The sequence below is a fragment of the Amycolatopsis sp. NPDC051061 genome, assembly GCF_040682935.1.
GTDB lineage: Bacteria > Actinomycetota > Actinomycetes > Mycobacteriales > Pseudonocardiaceae > Amycolatopsis.
Map to the genome: position 1 here is coordinate 1 of NZ_JBFBBZ010000061.1, position 14410 is coordinate 14410.

Annotated in this window: 14 protein-coding genes; 11 read left to right on the forward strand and 3 right to left on the reverse strand. The window is 70.7% G+C overall.

The window, feature by feature from the left end:
- Positions 1 to 556 precede the first annotated feature (556 nt).
- The gene (locus AB0N03_RS45275; RefSeq protein ID WP_364386434.1) at positions 557 to 1552 is read right to left on the reverse strand and encodes a 4-hydroxy-3-methylbut-2-enyl diphosphate reductase; all 996 of its coding nucleotides are present in this window, start codon (positions 1550 to 1552) and stop codon (positions 557 to 559) included.
- A gap of 150 nt (positions 1553 to 1702) precedes the next feature.
- Here AB0N03_RS45275 and AB0N03_RS45280 point away from each other — a divergent pair, with 150 nt between their 5' ends.
- The 6 genes from AB0N03_RS45280 (at position 1703) to AB0N03_RS45305 (ending at position 6196) form a co-directional block, all read left to right on the forward strand.
- Positions 1703 to 2437: a lipid droplet-associated protein gene (locus AB0N03_RS45280; protein WP_364386436.1), complete on the forward strand. Its 735-nt coding sequence runs from the start codon at positions 1703 to 1705 to the stop codon at positions 2435 to 2437.
- Complete coding sequence (gene xseA, locus AB0N03_RS45285; RefSeq protein WP_364386438.1) at positions 2434 to 3669, forward strand: exodeoxyribonuclease VII large subunit; 1236 nt, start codon at positions 2434 to 2436, stop codon at positions 3667 to 3669. The genes AB0N03_RS45280 and xseA overlap by 4 nt, the downstream gene beginning before the upstream one ends.
- A gap of 32 nt (positions 3670 to 3701) precedes the next feature.
- On the forward strand, positions 3702 to 4070 hold the full coding sequence (locus AB0N03_RS45290; RefSeq protein ID WP_364386530.1) for a hypothetical protein: 369 nt from the start codon (positions 3702 to 3704) through the stop codon (positions 4068 to 4070).
- A complete protein-coding gene (locus tag AB0N03_RS45295; protein WP_364386440.1) occupies positions 4067 to 4303 on the forward strand; it encodes an exodeoxyribonuclease VII small subunit in 237 nt (78 codons plus the stop codon). Before AB0N03_RS45290 ends, AB0N03_RS45295 begins: the two co-directional genes overlap by 4 nt.
- Positions 4304 to 4385: 82 nt before the next feature.
- Positions 4386 to 5438, forward strand: coding sequence for a class II fructose-bisphosphatase (glpX, locus tag AB0N03_RS45300; protein ID WP_364386442.1), 1053 nt, complete (start codon positions 4386 to 4388; stop codon positions 5436 to 5438).
- A gap of 8 nt (positions 5439 to 5446) precedes the next feature.
- Entirely contained in the window at positions 5447 to 6196 is a 750-nt protein-coding gene (locus tag AB0N03_RS45305; RefSeq protein ID WP_364386444.1) for a serine protease, read from the forward strand.
- A gap of 17 nt (positions 6197 to 6213) precedes the next feature.
- On the opposite strand, the gene AB0N03_RS45310 is transcribed toward AB0N03_RS45305, so the two are convergent.
- Positions 6214 to 7203, reverse strand: a complete 990-nt coding sequence (locus tag AB0N03_RS45310; protein WP_364386446.1) for an NAD(P)/FAD-dependent oxidoreductase — start codon at positions 7201 to 7203, stop codon at positions 6214 to 6216.
- Positions 7204 to 7325: 122 nt separating this feature from the next.
- Here AB0N03_RS45310 and AB0N03_RS45315 point away from each other — a divergent pair, with 122 nt between their 5' ends.
- Positions 7326 to 8723 carry a class II fumarate hydratase gene (locus AB0N03_RS45315; protein WP_364386448.1) on the forward strand — a complete coding sequence of 466 codons (1398 nt, stop codon included), beginning with the start codon at positions 7326 to 7328 and terminating at the stop codon, positions 8721 to 8723.
- Between the two features lie 4 nt (positions 8724 to 8727).
- Here AB0N03_RS45315 and AB0N03_RS45320 read toward each other — a convergent pair whose 3' ends face one another.
- Entirely contained in the window at positions 8728 to 9753 is a 1026-nt protein-coding gene (locus tag AB0N03_RS45320) for an aldo/keto reductase (RefSeq protein WP_364386450.1), read from the reverse strand.
- Positions 9754 to 9852: 99 nt separating this feature from the next.
- On the opposite strand from AB0N03_RS45320, the gene AB0N03_RS45325 reads away from it, so the two are divergent.
- The 4 genes from AB0N03_RS45325 (at position 9853) to AB0N03_RS45340 (ending at position 14374) form a co-directional block, all read left to right on the forward strand.
- Positions 9853 to 10716, forward strand: coding sequence for a helix-turn-helix transcriptional regulator (locus AB0N03_RS45325; protein WP_364386452.1), 864 nt, complete (start codon positions 9853 to 9855; stop codon positions 10714 to 10716).
- Between the two features lie 96 nt (positions 10717 to 10812).
- Positions 10813 to 12345, forward strand: coding sequence for an ATP-dependent DNA ligase (locus AB0N03_RS45330; RefSeq protein ID WP_364386454.1), 1533 nt, complete (start codon positions 10813 to 10815; stop codon positions 12343 to 12345).
- Between the two features lie 136 nt (positions 12346 to 12481).
- Positions 12482 to 13774, forward strand: a complete 1293-nt coding sequence (locus tag AB0N03_RS45335; RefSeq protein WP_364386456.1) for a S53 family peptidase — start codon at positions 12482 to 12484, stop codon at positions 13772 to 13774.
- Positions 13775 to 13933: 159 nt separating this feature from the next.
- On the forward strand, positions 13934 to 14374 hold the full coding sequence (locus tag AB0N03_RS45340) for a hypothetical protein (protein WP_364386458.1): 441 nt from the start codon (positions 13934 to 13936) through the stop codon (positions 14372 to 14374).
- Positions 14375 to 14410 lie beyond the last annotated feature (36 nt).

Below are 14410 nucleotides of genomic sequence, written 5' to 3' on the forward strand. Positions count from 1 at the left end.
GCCGCCGGCAGGCCGTCGCACGCCACCGCCCGCGGACAGCGACCCCCGCCGACGCGGCGGCGATGCCCCCCGGCGCCACCCCCGCCCGCCCGCGGAAGACGGCCGCGACACGCCCCCGCCGCGCCGCCCGTCCGGCGGCCGGAGTGCCCCACCGCGCCGGAATCGCCCTTGGGACGACGAAGAGCGCTGACGACCGGCGAAAAGGCGGTCACCTTCCCGGGAAGGTGACCGCCTTTCGTCTACGCGGAGCTGGGGCGACTCGGCACCGGCACGCACGCGGCGGGACCGGCCTCGGACCAGGGCTCCGCCAAAGTCGCCGCAGCTCGGGCGCCGGTTGGGGCGCCGGTTCGGCGCCGGCGCGGCTCGGGCGCCGGTTCGGCGCCGGTTCGGCGCCGGTTCGCCGCGGCTCGGGCGCCGGTTCGGCAAAGGTCTTGAATGAGTCATTCAGGACCTCCGAAGACCCGAATGAGTCATTCACGACGCCACTGCACCCGTCGACGCCGCCGGAAGACCGCCGAGCCGGACCCGGCCACCGACTTTGCCGGGCCCCTGGGCCTCAGACCTTCCGCAGCTCCTTCGGCGGCGCGAAGGTGATCTTCTCGTTCGCCGTGGTCACCTCGTCGACGTCGCCGTAGCCGCGCTCGGCCAGCCAAGTCAGCAGCTCCATCACCAGCTCGTCCGGGACCGATGCCCCCGAAGTCACGCCGACCGTCGTCACGCCGTCCAACCAGGCCTCGTCGACCTCGTGCGCGAAGTCGACCAGGTACGACGCCCGGGCCCCCGCCTTCAAGGCCACCTCGACCAGGCGCTTCGAGTTGGACGAGTTCGTCGACCCGACCACCAGGACCAGGTCGCACTCCGCCGCCATCGTCTTGACCGCGACCTGGCGGTTCGTCGTCGCGTAACAGATGTCGTCGCTGGGCGGGTCCGCCAAGCCCGGGAAGCGCTCGCGGAGCTGGTCGACGCGCTCCATCGTCTCGTCGACCGACAGCGTCGTCTGGGACAGCCAGATCACCTTCGACGGGTCGCGGACCTCGACCTTGTCGACGTCCTCCGCCTTGTCGACCAGCTGGACCTTGTCCGGCGCCTCGCCGGCCGTGCCCTCGACCTCTTCGTGGCCCTCGTGGCCGATCAGCAGGATGTCGTAGTCGTCCTTCGCGAAGCGGTTGACCTCCTTGTGCACCTTCGTCACGAGGGGGCAGGTCGCGTCGATCGTGCGCAGGTTCCGGTCCGCCGCCTCCGCGTGGACCATCGGCGAGACGCCGTGGGCCGAAAACACCACCAGCGCGCCCTCGGGCACCTCGGACGTCTCGTCGACGAAGATCGCGCCGCGCTCGCGCAGCGTCTCGACCACGTGCCGGTTGTGGACGATCTCCTTGCGGACGTACACCGGGGCGCCGTAGACGTCGAGAGCCTTCTCGACGGCGATCACCGCGCGGTCCACGCCGGCGCAGTAACCACGGGGTTTGGCGAGCAGCACGCGCTTGCCGGAAGCGGTGCCGGTGATCGTCGGGGTACCCGCGGGCTCGATTCCGGGACTCGCTGAACTCATGCCACCAGCGTACGGGCAGCCCCGAGACGAACTCGAAGTCCCTTTCGGGTGAGCTTCGTCCCCCTTCCGTGCTGTGCGCGAGGTCACGCATTGCGCCCGAACCCACCCGTTCGGTTGGGCAGGATGGCCGATATGCGGCAGGCTGGACGCATGAAGCCATTCCCGCTCCCCCTCCGGGTCGCCGCGGGCCTCGCCGTCTCCACCGCCGAGCGGGTTCGTGAGCTTCCCCGGCAGCTCGCCGGTTTCCCGGTGACCGTGGTCAGCCAGGTGCTGCAGGCCTCCATGCGCGTCCAGCAGCACGTCACCGAGCTGGCGATCAAGGGCGACAACGCCCTCTCCAGCCTGCGCCCCGTCGAGGATGTCCCCAGCTGGGCGACCTTCGACGAGGACCTCCCCGACGTCCCACCGTCGCGGCCGAACCTCACGCAGGTCGCCGACGTGCCCGAGCCCCGTTCGGAGATCAACGGTCACATTCCGTCAGCGGCCGAACTCGAAGCGGAGCTGGGTGATCCGTGGGCCGAGGAGGAGCGCGCGCTCGCCGAGGACCACGCCGACGGCGAGAACGACGCCCCGGAAGCCGAGACCAAGCCGAAGCCGGGCACCCCCAAGATCGACAAGAAGACCAAGAGCGACACGCCCCGGACCAGCGCCGGCGGGTACGACGGTCCGGCCGGGCTGACCGGCTACGACCAGCTCACCCTCCCCCAGCTGCGGGCCCGCCTGCGCCAGCTCTCGATCTCCCAGCTCGAGACGATCCTCGACTACGAGCGCGCGAACGCCGATCGCTCGTCCTTCACCGGGATGCTGTCCCGCCGGATCGCCAACGCGCGCAAGGCCGAGCAGGCCAGGGACACCGGCGAGGAAAACGGCGCGGAAGGCCGGTGACCGAGACCGAAGCGAGCACCGCCGAAAAGCCCTGGCCGGTCCGCACGGTCGCGCGCAAGATCGGCGACTGGATCCACCGGCTCGGCAGCGTCTGGGTCGAAGGCCAGGTCACGCAGGTCAGCTCCCGGCCGAACACGCAGACCGCGTTCCTGACGCTGCGCGACCCGTCGGCGGACGTCTCGATGTCGGTGACCTGCCCGAACTGGCTGATCCGCGAGATGGAGCCGCCGCTGCGCGAGGGCGCGAGCGTGGTCGTGCACGCGAAGCCGTCGTTCTTCTTCGGCCGCGGCACGATCAGCCTGCGCGCCGACCAGATCCGCGCGGTCGGCATCGGCGAGCTGCTGGCCCGGATCGAGCGCCTCAAGAAGCTGCTGACCGCCGAAGGCCTGTTCTCGGCACAACGCAAGCGGCCGATCCCGTTCCTGCCCCGGGGCGTCGGGCTGATCACCGGCCGCGCGTCGGCCGCCGAGCGGGACGTCCTGGTCAACGCCCAGACCCGGTGGCCGCACGTCCGGTTCAAGGTCATCAACACCGCCGTGCAGGGCTCGCAGGCCGTGCCGCAGGTCATGCGCGCGCTGCGCATCCTGGACGCCGACCCGGACATCGACGTCATCGTCATCGCCCGCGGTGGCGGCAGCGTCGAGGACCTGCTGCCGTTCTCCGACGAGGCGCTCTGCCGCGCCGTCTCGGCCACCGGCACGCCCGTGATCAGCGCCATCGGGCACGAGCCCGACACCCCCTTGCTCGACTACGTCGCCGACCTGCGCTGCTCGACGCCGACCGACGCCAGCAAGCGGATCGTGCCGGACCACCGCGAAGAGTCCGAGCGCGTCCGCCAGATGCGCGATCGCGGGCGCCGCGCCCTCCACGGCTGGGTCGACACGCAGGCGCGCCTGCTGACCCAGCTGCGCAGCCGCCCGTCGCTGGCCGACCCGCTCGGCCCGGTCCAGCGGCGCCAGGACGACGTCGACGTCCACCGCGAACGCGCGCGCCGCGCCATGCTGACGCTGCTCGCCAAGGACCAGGCCGAACTCGCGAGCTCGCGGGCCCGGCTGACCGCGCTCGGCCCGGCCGCGACGCTGGCCCGCGGCTACGCGGTCGTGCAGTTCTTCGATCCCGAAGGCAACCTCCAGGTACTCCGCTCCGTCTCCGAAGTCGAGGCCGGTGCCCAGCTGCGCGTGCGGGTGGGCGACGGCGCGATCGGCGCGGTGGCGGAAGGAGCACAGGGGTGACGCTGAAGGCGGCGACGTTCCTCCCCCTCACCATGGACGCGGCCCGGCGGTCGGGCTCGCGTCCGCTGCTGGACCAGACGATGCGCACCGACCGGGCGGCCGCCGAGTGCTGGACGGCGCTGCTCGCCGGCTGCGGCGGCGCGGCCCGCCGCGACCTGGGCCCGCAGCTGCGGCGGCTGTCCGAGGCGACGTCGACGCAGGTCGGCTCGCGCTGGTGGTTCGCCGAAGGCGCCGGGCACCGGAAACGGGTGGCGGGCGCGCAGGAGAACCTCGAAGAGGCGATCGCGGAGGGTGACGGACAGGAGTTCGCGCTGGCGTTCGTCGGGTACGACCACGCGATGGCGAGCGCGGTAGTGTGCGCCAGCACCCCATCCCGGAAGGTCGGAGAACGTCCAGCGTGAGCGAAGCAGCCAGCGAGGAACTCGGCTACGAGCAGGCCCGCGACCGCCTCGTCGAGGTCGTCCGCGAGCTCGAAGCCGGCGGGTTGTCCCTCGAGCAGTCGCTCGCGTTGTGGGAGAAGGGCGAGAAGCTCGCGAAGCTCTGTGAGCGCCATCTCGAAGGCGCGCGCGAGCGCATCGAAGCTGCTCTGGCGTCCGTAGAGTCTTCGGAGGACGAAACCGGCGACAGCCAGTGACGTTTGCCATGCCTTCGGCATCGGGAAATCGGACAGGGATCTGACAGACTGTTGACCCGCCAGTTCCACGATCCGGGAGGCAATGATGTCCGCCGCAGAGAGTCGTCGTGAAGCGCCCGACCGCAACCTCGCGATGGAACTGGTCCGGGTGACCGAAGCCGCCGCGATGGCCGCCGGCCGCTGGGTCGGCCGCGGCGACAAGATCGGCGGCGACGGCGCGGCCGTCGACGCGATGCGCCAGCTGGTGTCGACGGTGTCGATGCGCGGGGTCGTGGTGATCGGTGAGGGCGAGAAGGACGAAGCGCCCATGCTGTTCAACGGCGAGGAGGTCGGCAACGGCGACGGGCCCGACTGCGACGTCGCGGTCGACCCGGTCGACGGCACGACGCTGATGGCCAAGGGCATGCCGAACGCCCTCGCGGTGCTGGCGGTCGCGGAGCGCGGCGCGATGTTCGACCCGTCCGCGGTGTTCTACATGGAGAAGCTGGCCGTCGGGCCGGAAGCCGCGGGCAAGGTGGAGCTCGGCGCGCCGATCGCGGAGAACATCCGGCGCGTGGCCAAGGCGAAGAACAGCAGCGTCGGCGACGTCACCGTGTGCGTCCTCGACCGGCCGCGCCACGAGCAGCTCATCAAGGAGATCCGCGACGCCGGCGCGCGGATCCGGTTCATCTCCGACGGCGACGTCGCGGGCGCGATCGCCGCGGCCCGCCCGACCACCGGCGTCGACATGCTGATCGGCATCGGCGGGACGCCGGAGGGCATCATCGCCGCCTGCGCGATGAAGTGCCTCGGCGGCGAGCTGCAGGGCCGGCTCTGGCCGAAGGACGACGCCGAGCGCGAGAAGGCCATCGCCGCCGGGCACGACCTCGACCGCGTGCTGCTGAACGACGACCTCGTGACCGGCGACAACGTCTTCTTCTGCGCCACCGGCGTCACCGACGGCGACCTGCTGCGCGGCGTCCACTACCGCGAGGGCGGCGCGACGACGCAGTCCATCGTGATGCGGTCCAAGTCCGGGACCGTCAGAATGATCGACGGTTACCACCGGCTCACCAAGCTGCGGGCGTACTCCTCGGTCAACTTCGACGGCCACCTGGACGCGCCCGACGACGACGTCGTTCCCCCGCTGCCGTAAGGAGATCCGTGCCCCGGCGACTACTGGCCCTGCTGGTCCTGGTGTTCGCCCTGGTCCCCGCCACCGCGTCGGCCGAACCCGTGATCGTCGGGGGCGGCGACGCCGACCAGCCGTACCCGTTCGCGGTGTCGCTGCACTCCTCGACCGGCAAGCTGTTCTGCGCCGGCGCGCTGATCGCCCCGGCGTGGGTGGTCACGGCCGCGCACTGCGCGTTCGACAAGACCCCGGCCGGGATCTCCGTGCGGGCGGGGACCACTGATGTGGGCCAGGGCGGCGAAGTCGCCCAGGTCGCGGACATCGTCGTGAACCCGGCCTTCAACACGCAGAGCCCGGCGGGCGACATCGCGTTGCTGCGGCTGGCGACGCCGGCGAAGGCTGCGCCGATCGGCTTGGCGACGGCCGCGGCGCCCGGCACGGCCACGCGGATCCTCGGCTGGGGCCAGACCTGCCCGAAGGTGAACTGCGGCCAGATCCCCGCGACGCTGCAGCAGCTCGACACGCACATCGTCGAGGGCGCGAAGTGCACGTCGGTGTTCGACGGCACGGCCGAGCTGTGCACCGACAACCCCGGTGGCAAGGCCGGAGCGTGCTTCGGCGACTCCGGCGGCCCCGAGGTCGTCCGCGACGGCGACCACTGGCTGCTCGTCGGCGTCACCAGCCGGCCGGGCAACAACGACCCGCAGTGCGCGTCGGCGCCGTCGATCTACACGTCCGTCGTCGCTTACGCGCCGTGGATCGCGGAGAAGACGAAGGCCTGACCTACTGTGCCGGATTACTACTCCGCGTTGCTGGAGTGGCCCGGGAACAGGTGGGCGTCCGGGTCGAGGGCGACGGCGATGTTGTTGACGGCCGTCGCGGCCTCGCCGAAGCCGGTCGCGATCAGCTTGACCTTCCCCGGGTACGCGGCGACGTCGCCGGCGGCGTAGACGCGCTCGCGCGGCGTCGCCATCGTCGAGTCGACCGCGATGGCACGGTGGTCGATCTCCAGTCCCCAGCTCTCGATCGGGCCGAGGTCGGCGGTGAACCCGAGCGCCGCGACGACGGCGTTGGCCGGCAGCCGCTCGTCTCCGGCACCCTTGATCGAGAGATCAACGGCTTCGAGCGCGCCGCTCTCGTTCTCGACGAACCGGGTGACCTCGGCGTCGGTGATGATCCGGGTGCCGAGCTCGCGCGCCTGCCGGACGATCGACTCGGCCGCGCGGAACTTGGCGCGGCGGTGCACGAGCGTCACGCTCGCCGCGACCGGGTGCAGGGCGAGGATCCAGTCGAAGGCCGAGTCGCCGCCGCCGACGACCACGACGTGCTGCCCGGCGTGCACCTGCAGCGACGGGACGAAGTGGACCATGCCGCGGCCGAGCCAGCCGTCGCCGGCGGGCAGCGGGCGCGGGGTGAACTCGCCGATGCCCGCGGTGATGAGGACCGCGCGGGCTTTGAGGGTCTCGCCGCCGTCGAGGGTCAGTTCGACCTGCTCGCCGACGGTTTCGAGCTTCTCGGCCTTGCGTCCGAGCAGGTACTTCGGCTTGAACGGCGCGGCCTGCTGCACCAGGCCGTCGACGAGATCGCGCCCGCGGACCTCGGCGAACCCGCCGACGTCGTAGATCATCTTCTCGGGGTACATCGCCGTCACCTGGCCGCCGGGCTCGGGCAGCGAGTCGACCACCGCCATCGAAAGGCCGCGGAACCCGGCGTAGTAGGCGGCGAAGAGGCCGGTCGGACCCGCACCGATGATCACGAGGTCGTAGGCGTCCCCAGAAGCTTCAGTCATGCTCGCTCCAGCCAGTGGTGGATGGCGGTGATCGAGAACACAGCCGATCCTAGCGTCGCGGGCCGCCGAAGGTGGTCGACGCCACCACGCGGGCACGCCGGAAGAGGTCCAGAATCGGGGGCATGGCTGACCAGGAATACCGGATCGAACACGACACGATGGGCGAGGTCCGCGTGCCGGCCGAGGCGCTCTACCGCGCGCAGACCCAGCGGGCCGTCGAGAACTTCCCCATCTCCGGCCGGGGCCTGGAGCGCGCCCAGATCCGCGCGCTCGGCCTGCTCAAGGCCGCCGCCGCGCGCGTGAACCTCAAGCTCGGGGTGCTCGACGCCGACGTCGCGAACGCCATCGCGGCCGCCGCCGACGAGGTCGCCGAGGGCGCCCACGACGCGCACTTCCCGATCGACGTCTTCCAGACCGGCTCGGGGACGTCGTCGAACATGAACGCCAACGAGGTCATCGCGACGCTGGCCACCCGGGCCCTCGGCCGGGACGTGCACCCGAACGACCACGTCAACGCGTCGCAGTCGTCGAACGACACCTTCCCGACGACCATCCACGTCGCCACGACCGAAGCCGTCACCAAGGACGTCATCCCGGCGCTCGAGTACCTCGCCGGCGCGATCGAGGTCCGCGCCGCGGAGTGGGCCGACGTCGTGAAGTCCGGCCGCACGCACCTGATGGACGCCGTCCCGATCACCCTCGGCCAGGAGGCCGGCGCGTGGGCGTCGCAGATCCGGTTCGGCATCGAACGGCTGAAGTCGGGCCTGCCGCGCCTCGGCGAGCTGCCGATCGGCGGCACCGCCGTCGGGTCGGGCCTCAACGCACCGGACGGCTTCGGCTCGGCCGTCGCGACCGAGCTCGCCACCGTGACCGGGCTGCCGCTGACCGAGGCCCGCGACCACTTCGAGGCGCAGGCGACGCAGGACAGCGTCGTCGAGACGTCCGGGCACCTGCGCACGCTCGCCGTGTCGCTCAACAAGATCGCCAACGACCTGCGCTGGCTGGGTTCCGGCCCGCGCACCGGCCTGGCCGAGCTGGCGCTGCCGGACCTGCAGCCGGGGTCGTCGATCATGCCGGGCAAGGTCAACCCGGTCATCCCGGAGGCGACGCTGCAGGTCGTCGCGCAGGTGATCGGCAACGACGCGGCCGTGGCGTTCGCGGGCGCCGCGGGCAACTTCCAGCTGAACGTCAACCTGCCGGTGATCGCGCGGAACGTCCTCGAGTCGGCGCGCCTGCTCGCCGCCGTGTCGCGGCTGCTGGCGGACAAGGTCTTCGCGGGCATCACCGTGAACACCGAGCGCACCCGCACCTACGCCGAGGGTTCGCCGTCGATCGTGACGCCGTTGAACAAGTACATCGGCTACGAAGAAGCCGCGGCGGTCGCGAAGCAGGCGTTGAAGGAGCTGAAGACGATCCGCGAGGTCGTCCTCGAGCGCGGGTACGTGAAGGACGGCAAGCTCACCGAAGAGCAGCTCGACGAGGCGCTCGACGTCCTCCGCATGGCCCGCGGCGGCAAGTGACCCGCTACCGCCGGCGCAGGCGCCGGTCCGCCACCGCCGGCGGGGTGTAGTCCTTCTCGGCCGAGTTGAGGTCGGTGCCCGGCGGGACGATCTCGTCGATCCGGTCCAGCACCTCGTCGTCGAGGACCAGGTCCGCGCCGGACAGGAGGTCGTCGAGCTGCGCGGGCGTGCGCGGGCCGATGATCGCCGACGTCACGCCCGGGTGCGCCCGGACGAACGCCGTCGCCAGGTGCGTCATGGGGCGGCCCAGGTCGTCGGCGATCTTCTTCAGCTGCGCGATCGCCTCGAACTTGACGGCGTTTTCCGGCAGCGCCGGGTCGAACTTGTGCGCCTGCAACGTCCGGCGGCCTTCGGAAAGGTCCACATCGGACGGTTTCACGTACTTGCCCGACAGCCAGCCGCTGGCCAGCGGGCTCCACGTCAGCACGCCCATGCCGTACTTCTGCGCGGTCGGCAGCACGGCTGCCTCGATCGCGCGGTTGAAGATCGAGTACGGCGGCTGCTCGGCGCGGAACCGCGCCAGGCCGCGCTTTTCCGCCACCCACTGGGCTTCCACGATCTGCTCGGCCGGGAAGTCCGACGACCCGATCGCGCGCACCTTCCCCGACCGCACGAAGTCCGTCAGCACCGAAAGCGTTTCCTCGATGTCGGTCGCCGGGTCGGGCCGGTGGACCTGGTAGAGGTCGACGTAGTCGGTGTCGAGGCGGCGCAGGCTGTCGTCGAGCGCGCGAGTCAGCCAACGCCGTGACAGACCGCCCTGGTTGGGGTCGGCACCCATCGGGAAGAAGCCCTTGGTGGCCAGCACGACCTCGTCGCGGCGGCCCTTGAGCGCCTGGCCGACGATCCGCTCGTTCTCGCCGTCGCTGTACATGTCCGCGGTGTCCCAGAAGTTGACCCCTGCGTCGAGCGCGGTGTGCAGCATCCGGACGCCCTCTTCGTGGTCGGTGTTGCCCCACTTGCCCAGCATCATCGCGCCGAACGCGTATTCGCTGACCGAGATGCCCGTGCCGCCCAGAACTCGTCGTTTCATGCCACCACTCTGGAAGCGGCGCGGAGAGCGGACCAGGTCACGCTCAACCTGGGTCCGGCAGTACCAGGCGGGGAACCGCGAGCCGGGGATACTGGAGGCATGAGTGACGCAGCCGAGCTGGGCGCCTTCTTGAAGGCGCGCCGCGCCGCACTGGACCCCGCCGACCTGGGCCTGCCGCCCGGGATCACGCAGCGGCGGGTCAAGGGCCTGCGCCGCGAGGAGCTGGCGCAGCTGTCCGGCATCAGCGTCGACTACTACACGCGGCTGGAGCAGGGCCGCGCGAAGAACGTCTCGGACGCGATCCTCGACGCGCTGGCCCGCGCGCTGCGGCTCAACGCCGGCGAGGAGTCCTACCTGCGCAATCTCGCCGCACCGAAGCGGCGGGACGAGCGCGCGCCGCAGCGAGTCCGGCCCGAGCTGCAGCAGCTGCTCGACGCCATCCAGGCGCCGGCGTTCGTCTTCGGGCGGTACATGGACGTGCTGGCGTGGAACGCGCTCGGCGGCGCGGTCGCGTTCGCCTTCGCCGACCTGGACGAGCGCAACATGCCGAAGCTGATCTTCCTCGACGAACGCGCCAAGCAGCTGCACCCGGAGTACGACGCGGTGTGCCGCGAACTCGTCGCGAACCTGCGCGCGGAGAGCGGGCGCCACCCCGGCGACCCGCGGTTCGCGCAGCTGATCGGCGAGCTTTCGCTGGCCAGCGAGCAGTTCCGGAAGCTGTGGGCCGAGCACGCGGTGCAGGAGAAGGCACAAGGCTGGAAGGTGCTGCGCAACCCCGTCGTCGGCGAGCTGCGGCTGCGCTACGAGACGCTGCGCCTGCCCCAGGATCCCGACCAGGGCATGGTCGTCTACCACGCCGAACCGGGGTCGGAGACCGAGCGCGCGCTGGGCCTGCTGGCCAGCTGGATCACCTCCGATGAACGACCGGTGAACACCCGGTCGTCGCAACCCCACCCCGGGTGAGCGCTGCCTGCTCGATCCCTCTGCACCAGGCCGGACATCTGACCGACAAGACAGCGCCGATTAGAAACTGTCGGTGGTCCGGGTCATGATGTCCGGGTGTTGCTGAGCGAGATAGTCCGGGCGTCCGCCGACTTGGCGGCGACGCGGTCCAGGAAGGCGAAGATCGCCATCCTGGCCGCACTGCTGCGCGCGGCCGAGTTCACCGAGCTGGCCACGGTGATCGCGTACCTGACCGGGCAGACGGCGCAGGACCGGCTGGGTGCGGGCTGGCGCACCCTGGCCGGGCTGGGCGCGTCGCCGGCCTCGTCGCCGGTGATCACCGTGCTGGAGGTGGACGCCGCCTTGACTTCGGCCGCCGGGGTGGCGGCGGGCACGGGGTCGTCGACGCGGCGGCAGGACGTGCTGCGGGAGCTGTTCGTCCGGCTCACCGAGGAGGAGCAGAGGTTCCTGTTCCGGCTGGTCACCGGCGAGCTGCGGCAGGGCGCGCTGGAAGGCGTGATGATCGACGCGATCGCGGCGGCGGCCGAGGTGCCGGCCGGGGACGTGCGGCGGGCCTTCATGCTGTCCGGCAAGCTCGGTGTCACCGGCGTCGCGGCGTTGACCGGTGGCCAGGAGGCGCTGGCGGAGTTCCGGCTGACGCTGGGCACGCCGATCAAGCCGATGCTGGCGTCGCCGGCGGAGTCGCTGGACGAAGCCGTCGCGGAGCACGCGGAGGCGATCGTCGAGTACAAGATGGACGGTGCGCGGATCCAGGTGCACCGCCAGGGCGACGAGGTGCACGTCTGGACGCGGACGTTGCGCGAGATCACCACGAGCGTGCAGGAGCTGGTCGAGCTCGTGCGGGCCCTGCCGTGCGAGTCGGTGGTGCTCGACGGCGAGACCCTCGCGCTGACCGACGCCGGGCGGCCACGGCCGTTCCAGGACACGATGAGCCGGTTCGGCAGCACGCGCGAGGAGCAGGTGAAGGCGCTGCTGCTGCGGCCGTACTTCTTCGACTGCCTGCACCTCGACGGCGTCGACCTGCTGGACGCGCCGCTGTCCGAGCGCAACGCGGCGCTGCGCAAGGTCGCCGGGGCGCACGTGATCCCCGGCGAGGTGGGTGTGGCGGGGGCGGCCGCCGTGCTGGAGGCGGCGATGGAGGCCGGCCACGAAGGGGTGATGGTCAAGGACCTGGCGTCGCCGTACGCGGCCGGGCGGCGCGGCCGGGCGTGGCTGAAGGTCAAGCCGGTGCACACGATCGACCTGGTGGTGCTCGCGGCGGAGTGGGGTCACGGCCGGCGCACGGGCTCGCTGTCGAACCTGCACCTGGGCGCCCGCGACCCGGACGGCGGCCCGCCGATCATGGTGGGCAAGACGTTCAAGGGCATGACCGACGAGCTCCTGGCGTGGCAGACGAGGACGTTCCAGGAGATCGAGACCCACCGCGACGACTGGACGGTGTACGTCCGGCCGGAGGTCGTGGTGGAGATCGAGCTGGACAGCGCCCAGGTGAGCACCCGCTACCCGGGCGGGCTGGCGCTGCGCTTCGCGCGAGTGGTCAGGTATCGCCCGGACAAGGACCTGGGAGACGCGGACACGATCGACACGGTCCGCGGCCTGCTGCACGGCGACCGCACGGAAGGGAGCTGACTACGAAAGTCTCGATCGCGACATCTCGCGCGTCGGCGGTGCTTTCCTCCTAAAAGGAAAGACGAAAGTCGATGTTGCCTTCTCCCGCTCTTGAGCAGAGTGGCTGACGGAGTTTCCTTCAGCCAGGGAGAAAAGCATGAGATTGCGCGCTGTGTCCGGCTTGCTCGCGAGCACCACCCTGCTCGTGACCGCGTTCGCGGCGCCCGCCGGTGCCTCGCCCGTGCCGAGTACGCCGAACGCCGGGCACCAGCCGTCGAAGCACCACTTCTCGGCGGCCGCGCAGTCGTTCGTCGGCGCCGACACTGTGCAGAAGCGCGTCGCCAAGCTGGAAACGGCGATGGCCTCGCTGCCGAAGGAAAGCACCGCGTACAACGCGACGAAGCTGTGGAACGCCGGCATCACCGGTGCGGGCAGCACCGTCGCGACGCTCGTGTCCTTCGGTGACGACCAGGTCAAGCAGGTTCTCGACACCTACTCGAAGAACCACGGCCTGCCGCCGGCGAACGTCGAGGTCATCGAGCCGTCCGGCGCGGTGCCCGCGTGCACCGACCCCGGCGTCGACACCGCCACCTGCCAGGGCTGGGGCGGCGAGACGGACCTCGACGTCACGATGATGCACGCCATGGCGCCGAACGCGAAGATCATCGTCGCCGCGACGCCGGTCGCCGAGACGCAGGGCTTCACCGGTCTGCCCGAGATGATGCACGCCGTCGACTACATGACCGAGCACCAGCTGGCCGACGTCATTTCGATGAGCTTCGGGACCACCGAAGAGAACTTCCCGTCGTTCGACTCGATCAAGACGCTCGACCCGGCGCTCGACCGCGCGAGCAAGGCCGGGGTCACGATGGTCGCCTCCTCCGGCGACGACGGCCCGACCGGCGGTTACCTCTACGGCCCGGGCAACTACCCGTACCGCGTCGCGAGCTGGCCGGCGTCCGACCCGCGCGTCACGACGCTCGGCGGCACCCAGCTGCACCTCGACGCGAACGGCACCCGCACCAAGGCCGACGACGTCGTGAACGTCGCCGACAACGGCTTCTCCGAGGGCGCCGGACTGTCGAAGACGTACGCGCGGCCGAACTGGCAGGACGGCGTCAAGAAGATCACCGGCAGCAAGATGCGCTCGTTCCCGGACATCAGCATGGAAGGCGTCTACGGGACGTCGCAGTCGGCACCGCTGTTCGCCGGCGTGCTCGCGCTCGCGGTGCAGGCCAAGCACGGCAAGCTCGGCCAGATCAACCCCGTGCTGTACTCGAAGCTCGGCCCGGCGGGCGCGAAGGCGGGAATCGTCGACGTCACCGAAGGCGACAACAGCCAGGACGGCGTCACCGGCTTCACCGCGGCGAAAGGCTTCGACATCGCCAGCGGCTGGGGCACGGTCGACGCTTCGGTCTTCGTTCCCGCACTGGTGAAAGCGCTGCGTTGACAAACACGTGCTGAACAATTCACCGGAAACGGTGGAATTCGGTTTGTTCGACGCGCGCCATGACAGGAATTTTCCCCACAGATCGCGGGGACGTCGGTCAGTACGATGCTGCTCCTTGGCAGACCCGCTCAGTCCCCGAGCGGTCATGGAGGAGCACAAGTGGCAAGCAAGGAACAGCTCAAAGCGGCGATCCACGCCGCCTTCGACTCGGCCGTCGAAGGCGGCGCCGGGTACACGAAGGTTTACGCCGCGGAAATCAAGCAAAAGAACTTCATCGTTTTCCGCACGACCACCGTCAGCAATTTCGCGGTGGGTTTCCGGCCGGGGCAGACCGATCTCGTGATCGTCCCGCTCGAAGAAAAGAGCGGGACGGTCACGCCGGGCACCCCGCTGACGATCACGGAGGCGAACCGGGCGTCGGTCAAGAAACGTGATCTCCAAGGCCGGTTCGTGATCAAGACGACCGACGGGCAGAGCTTCAAGCTCAGCATCCTCCCCTCCGTGCCGAAGCTGCTCGCCGCCGGCTACCAGCTGCCCGTCGAGCAGAAGGCCGAATACGAAGCGTTCACCACCCTCCGGGACGCTCTCACCACGGCCTGACGACCGAGCGCCCCGGTGCGGCTCGGCACCGGGGCG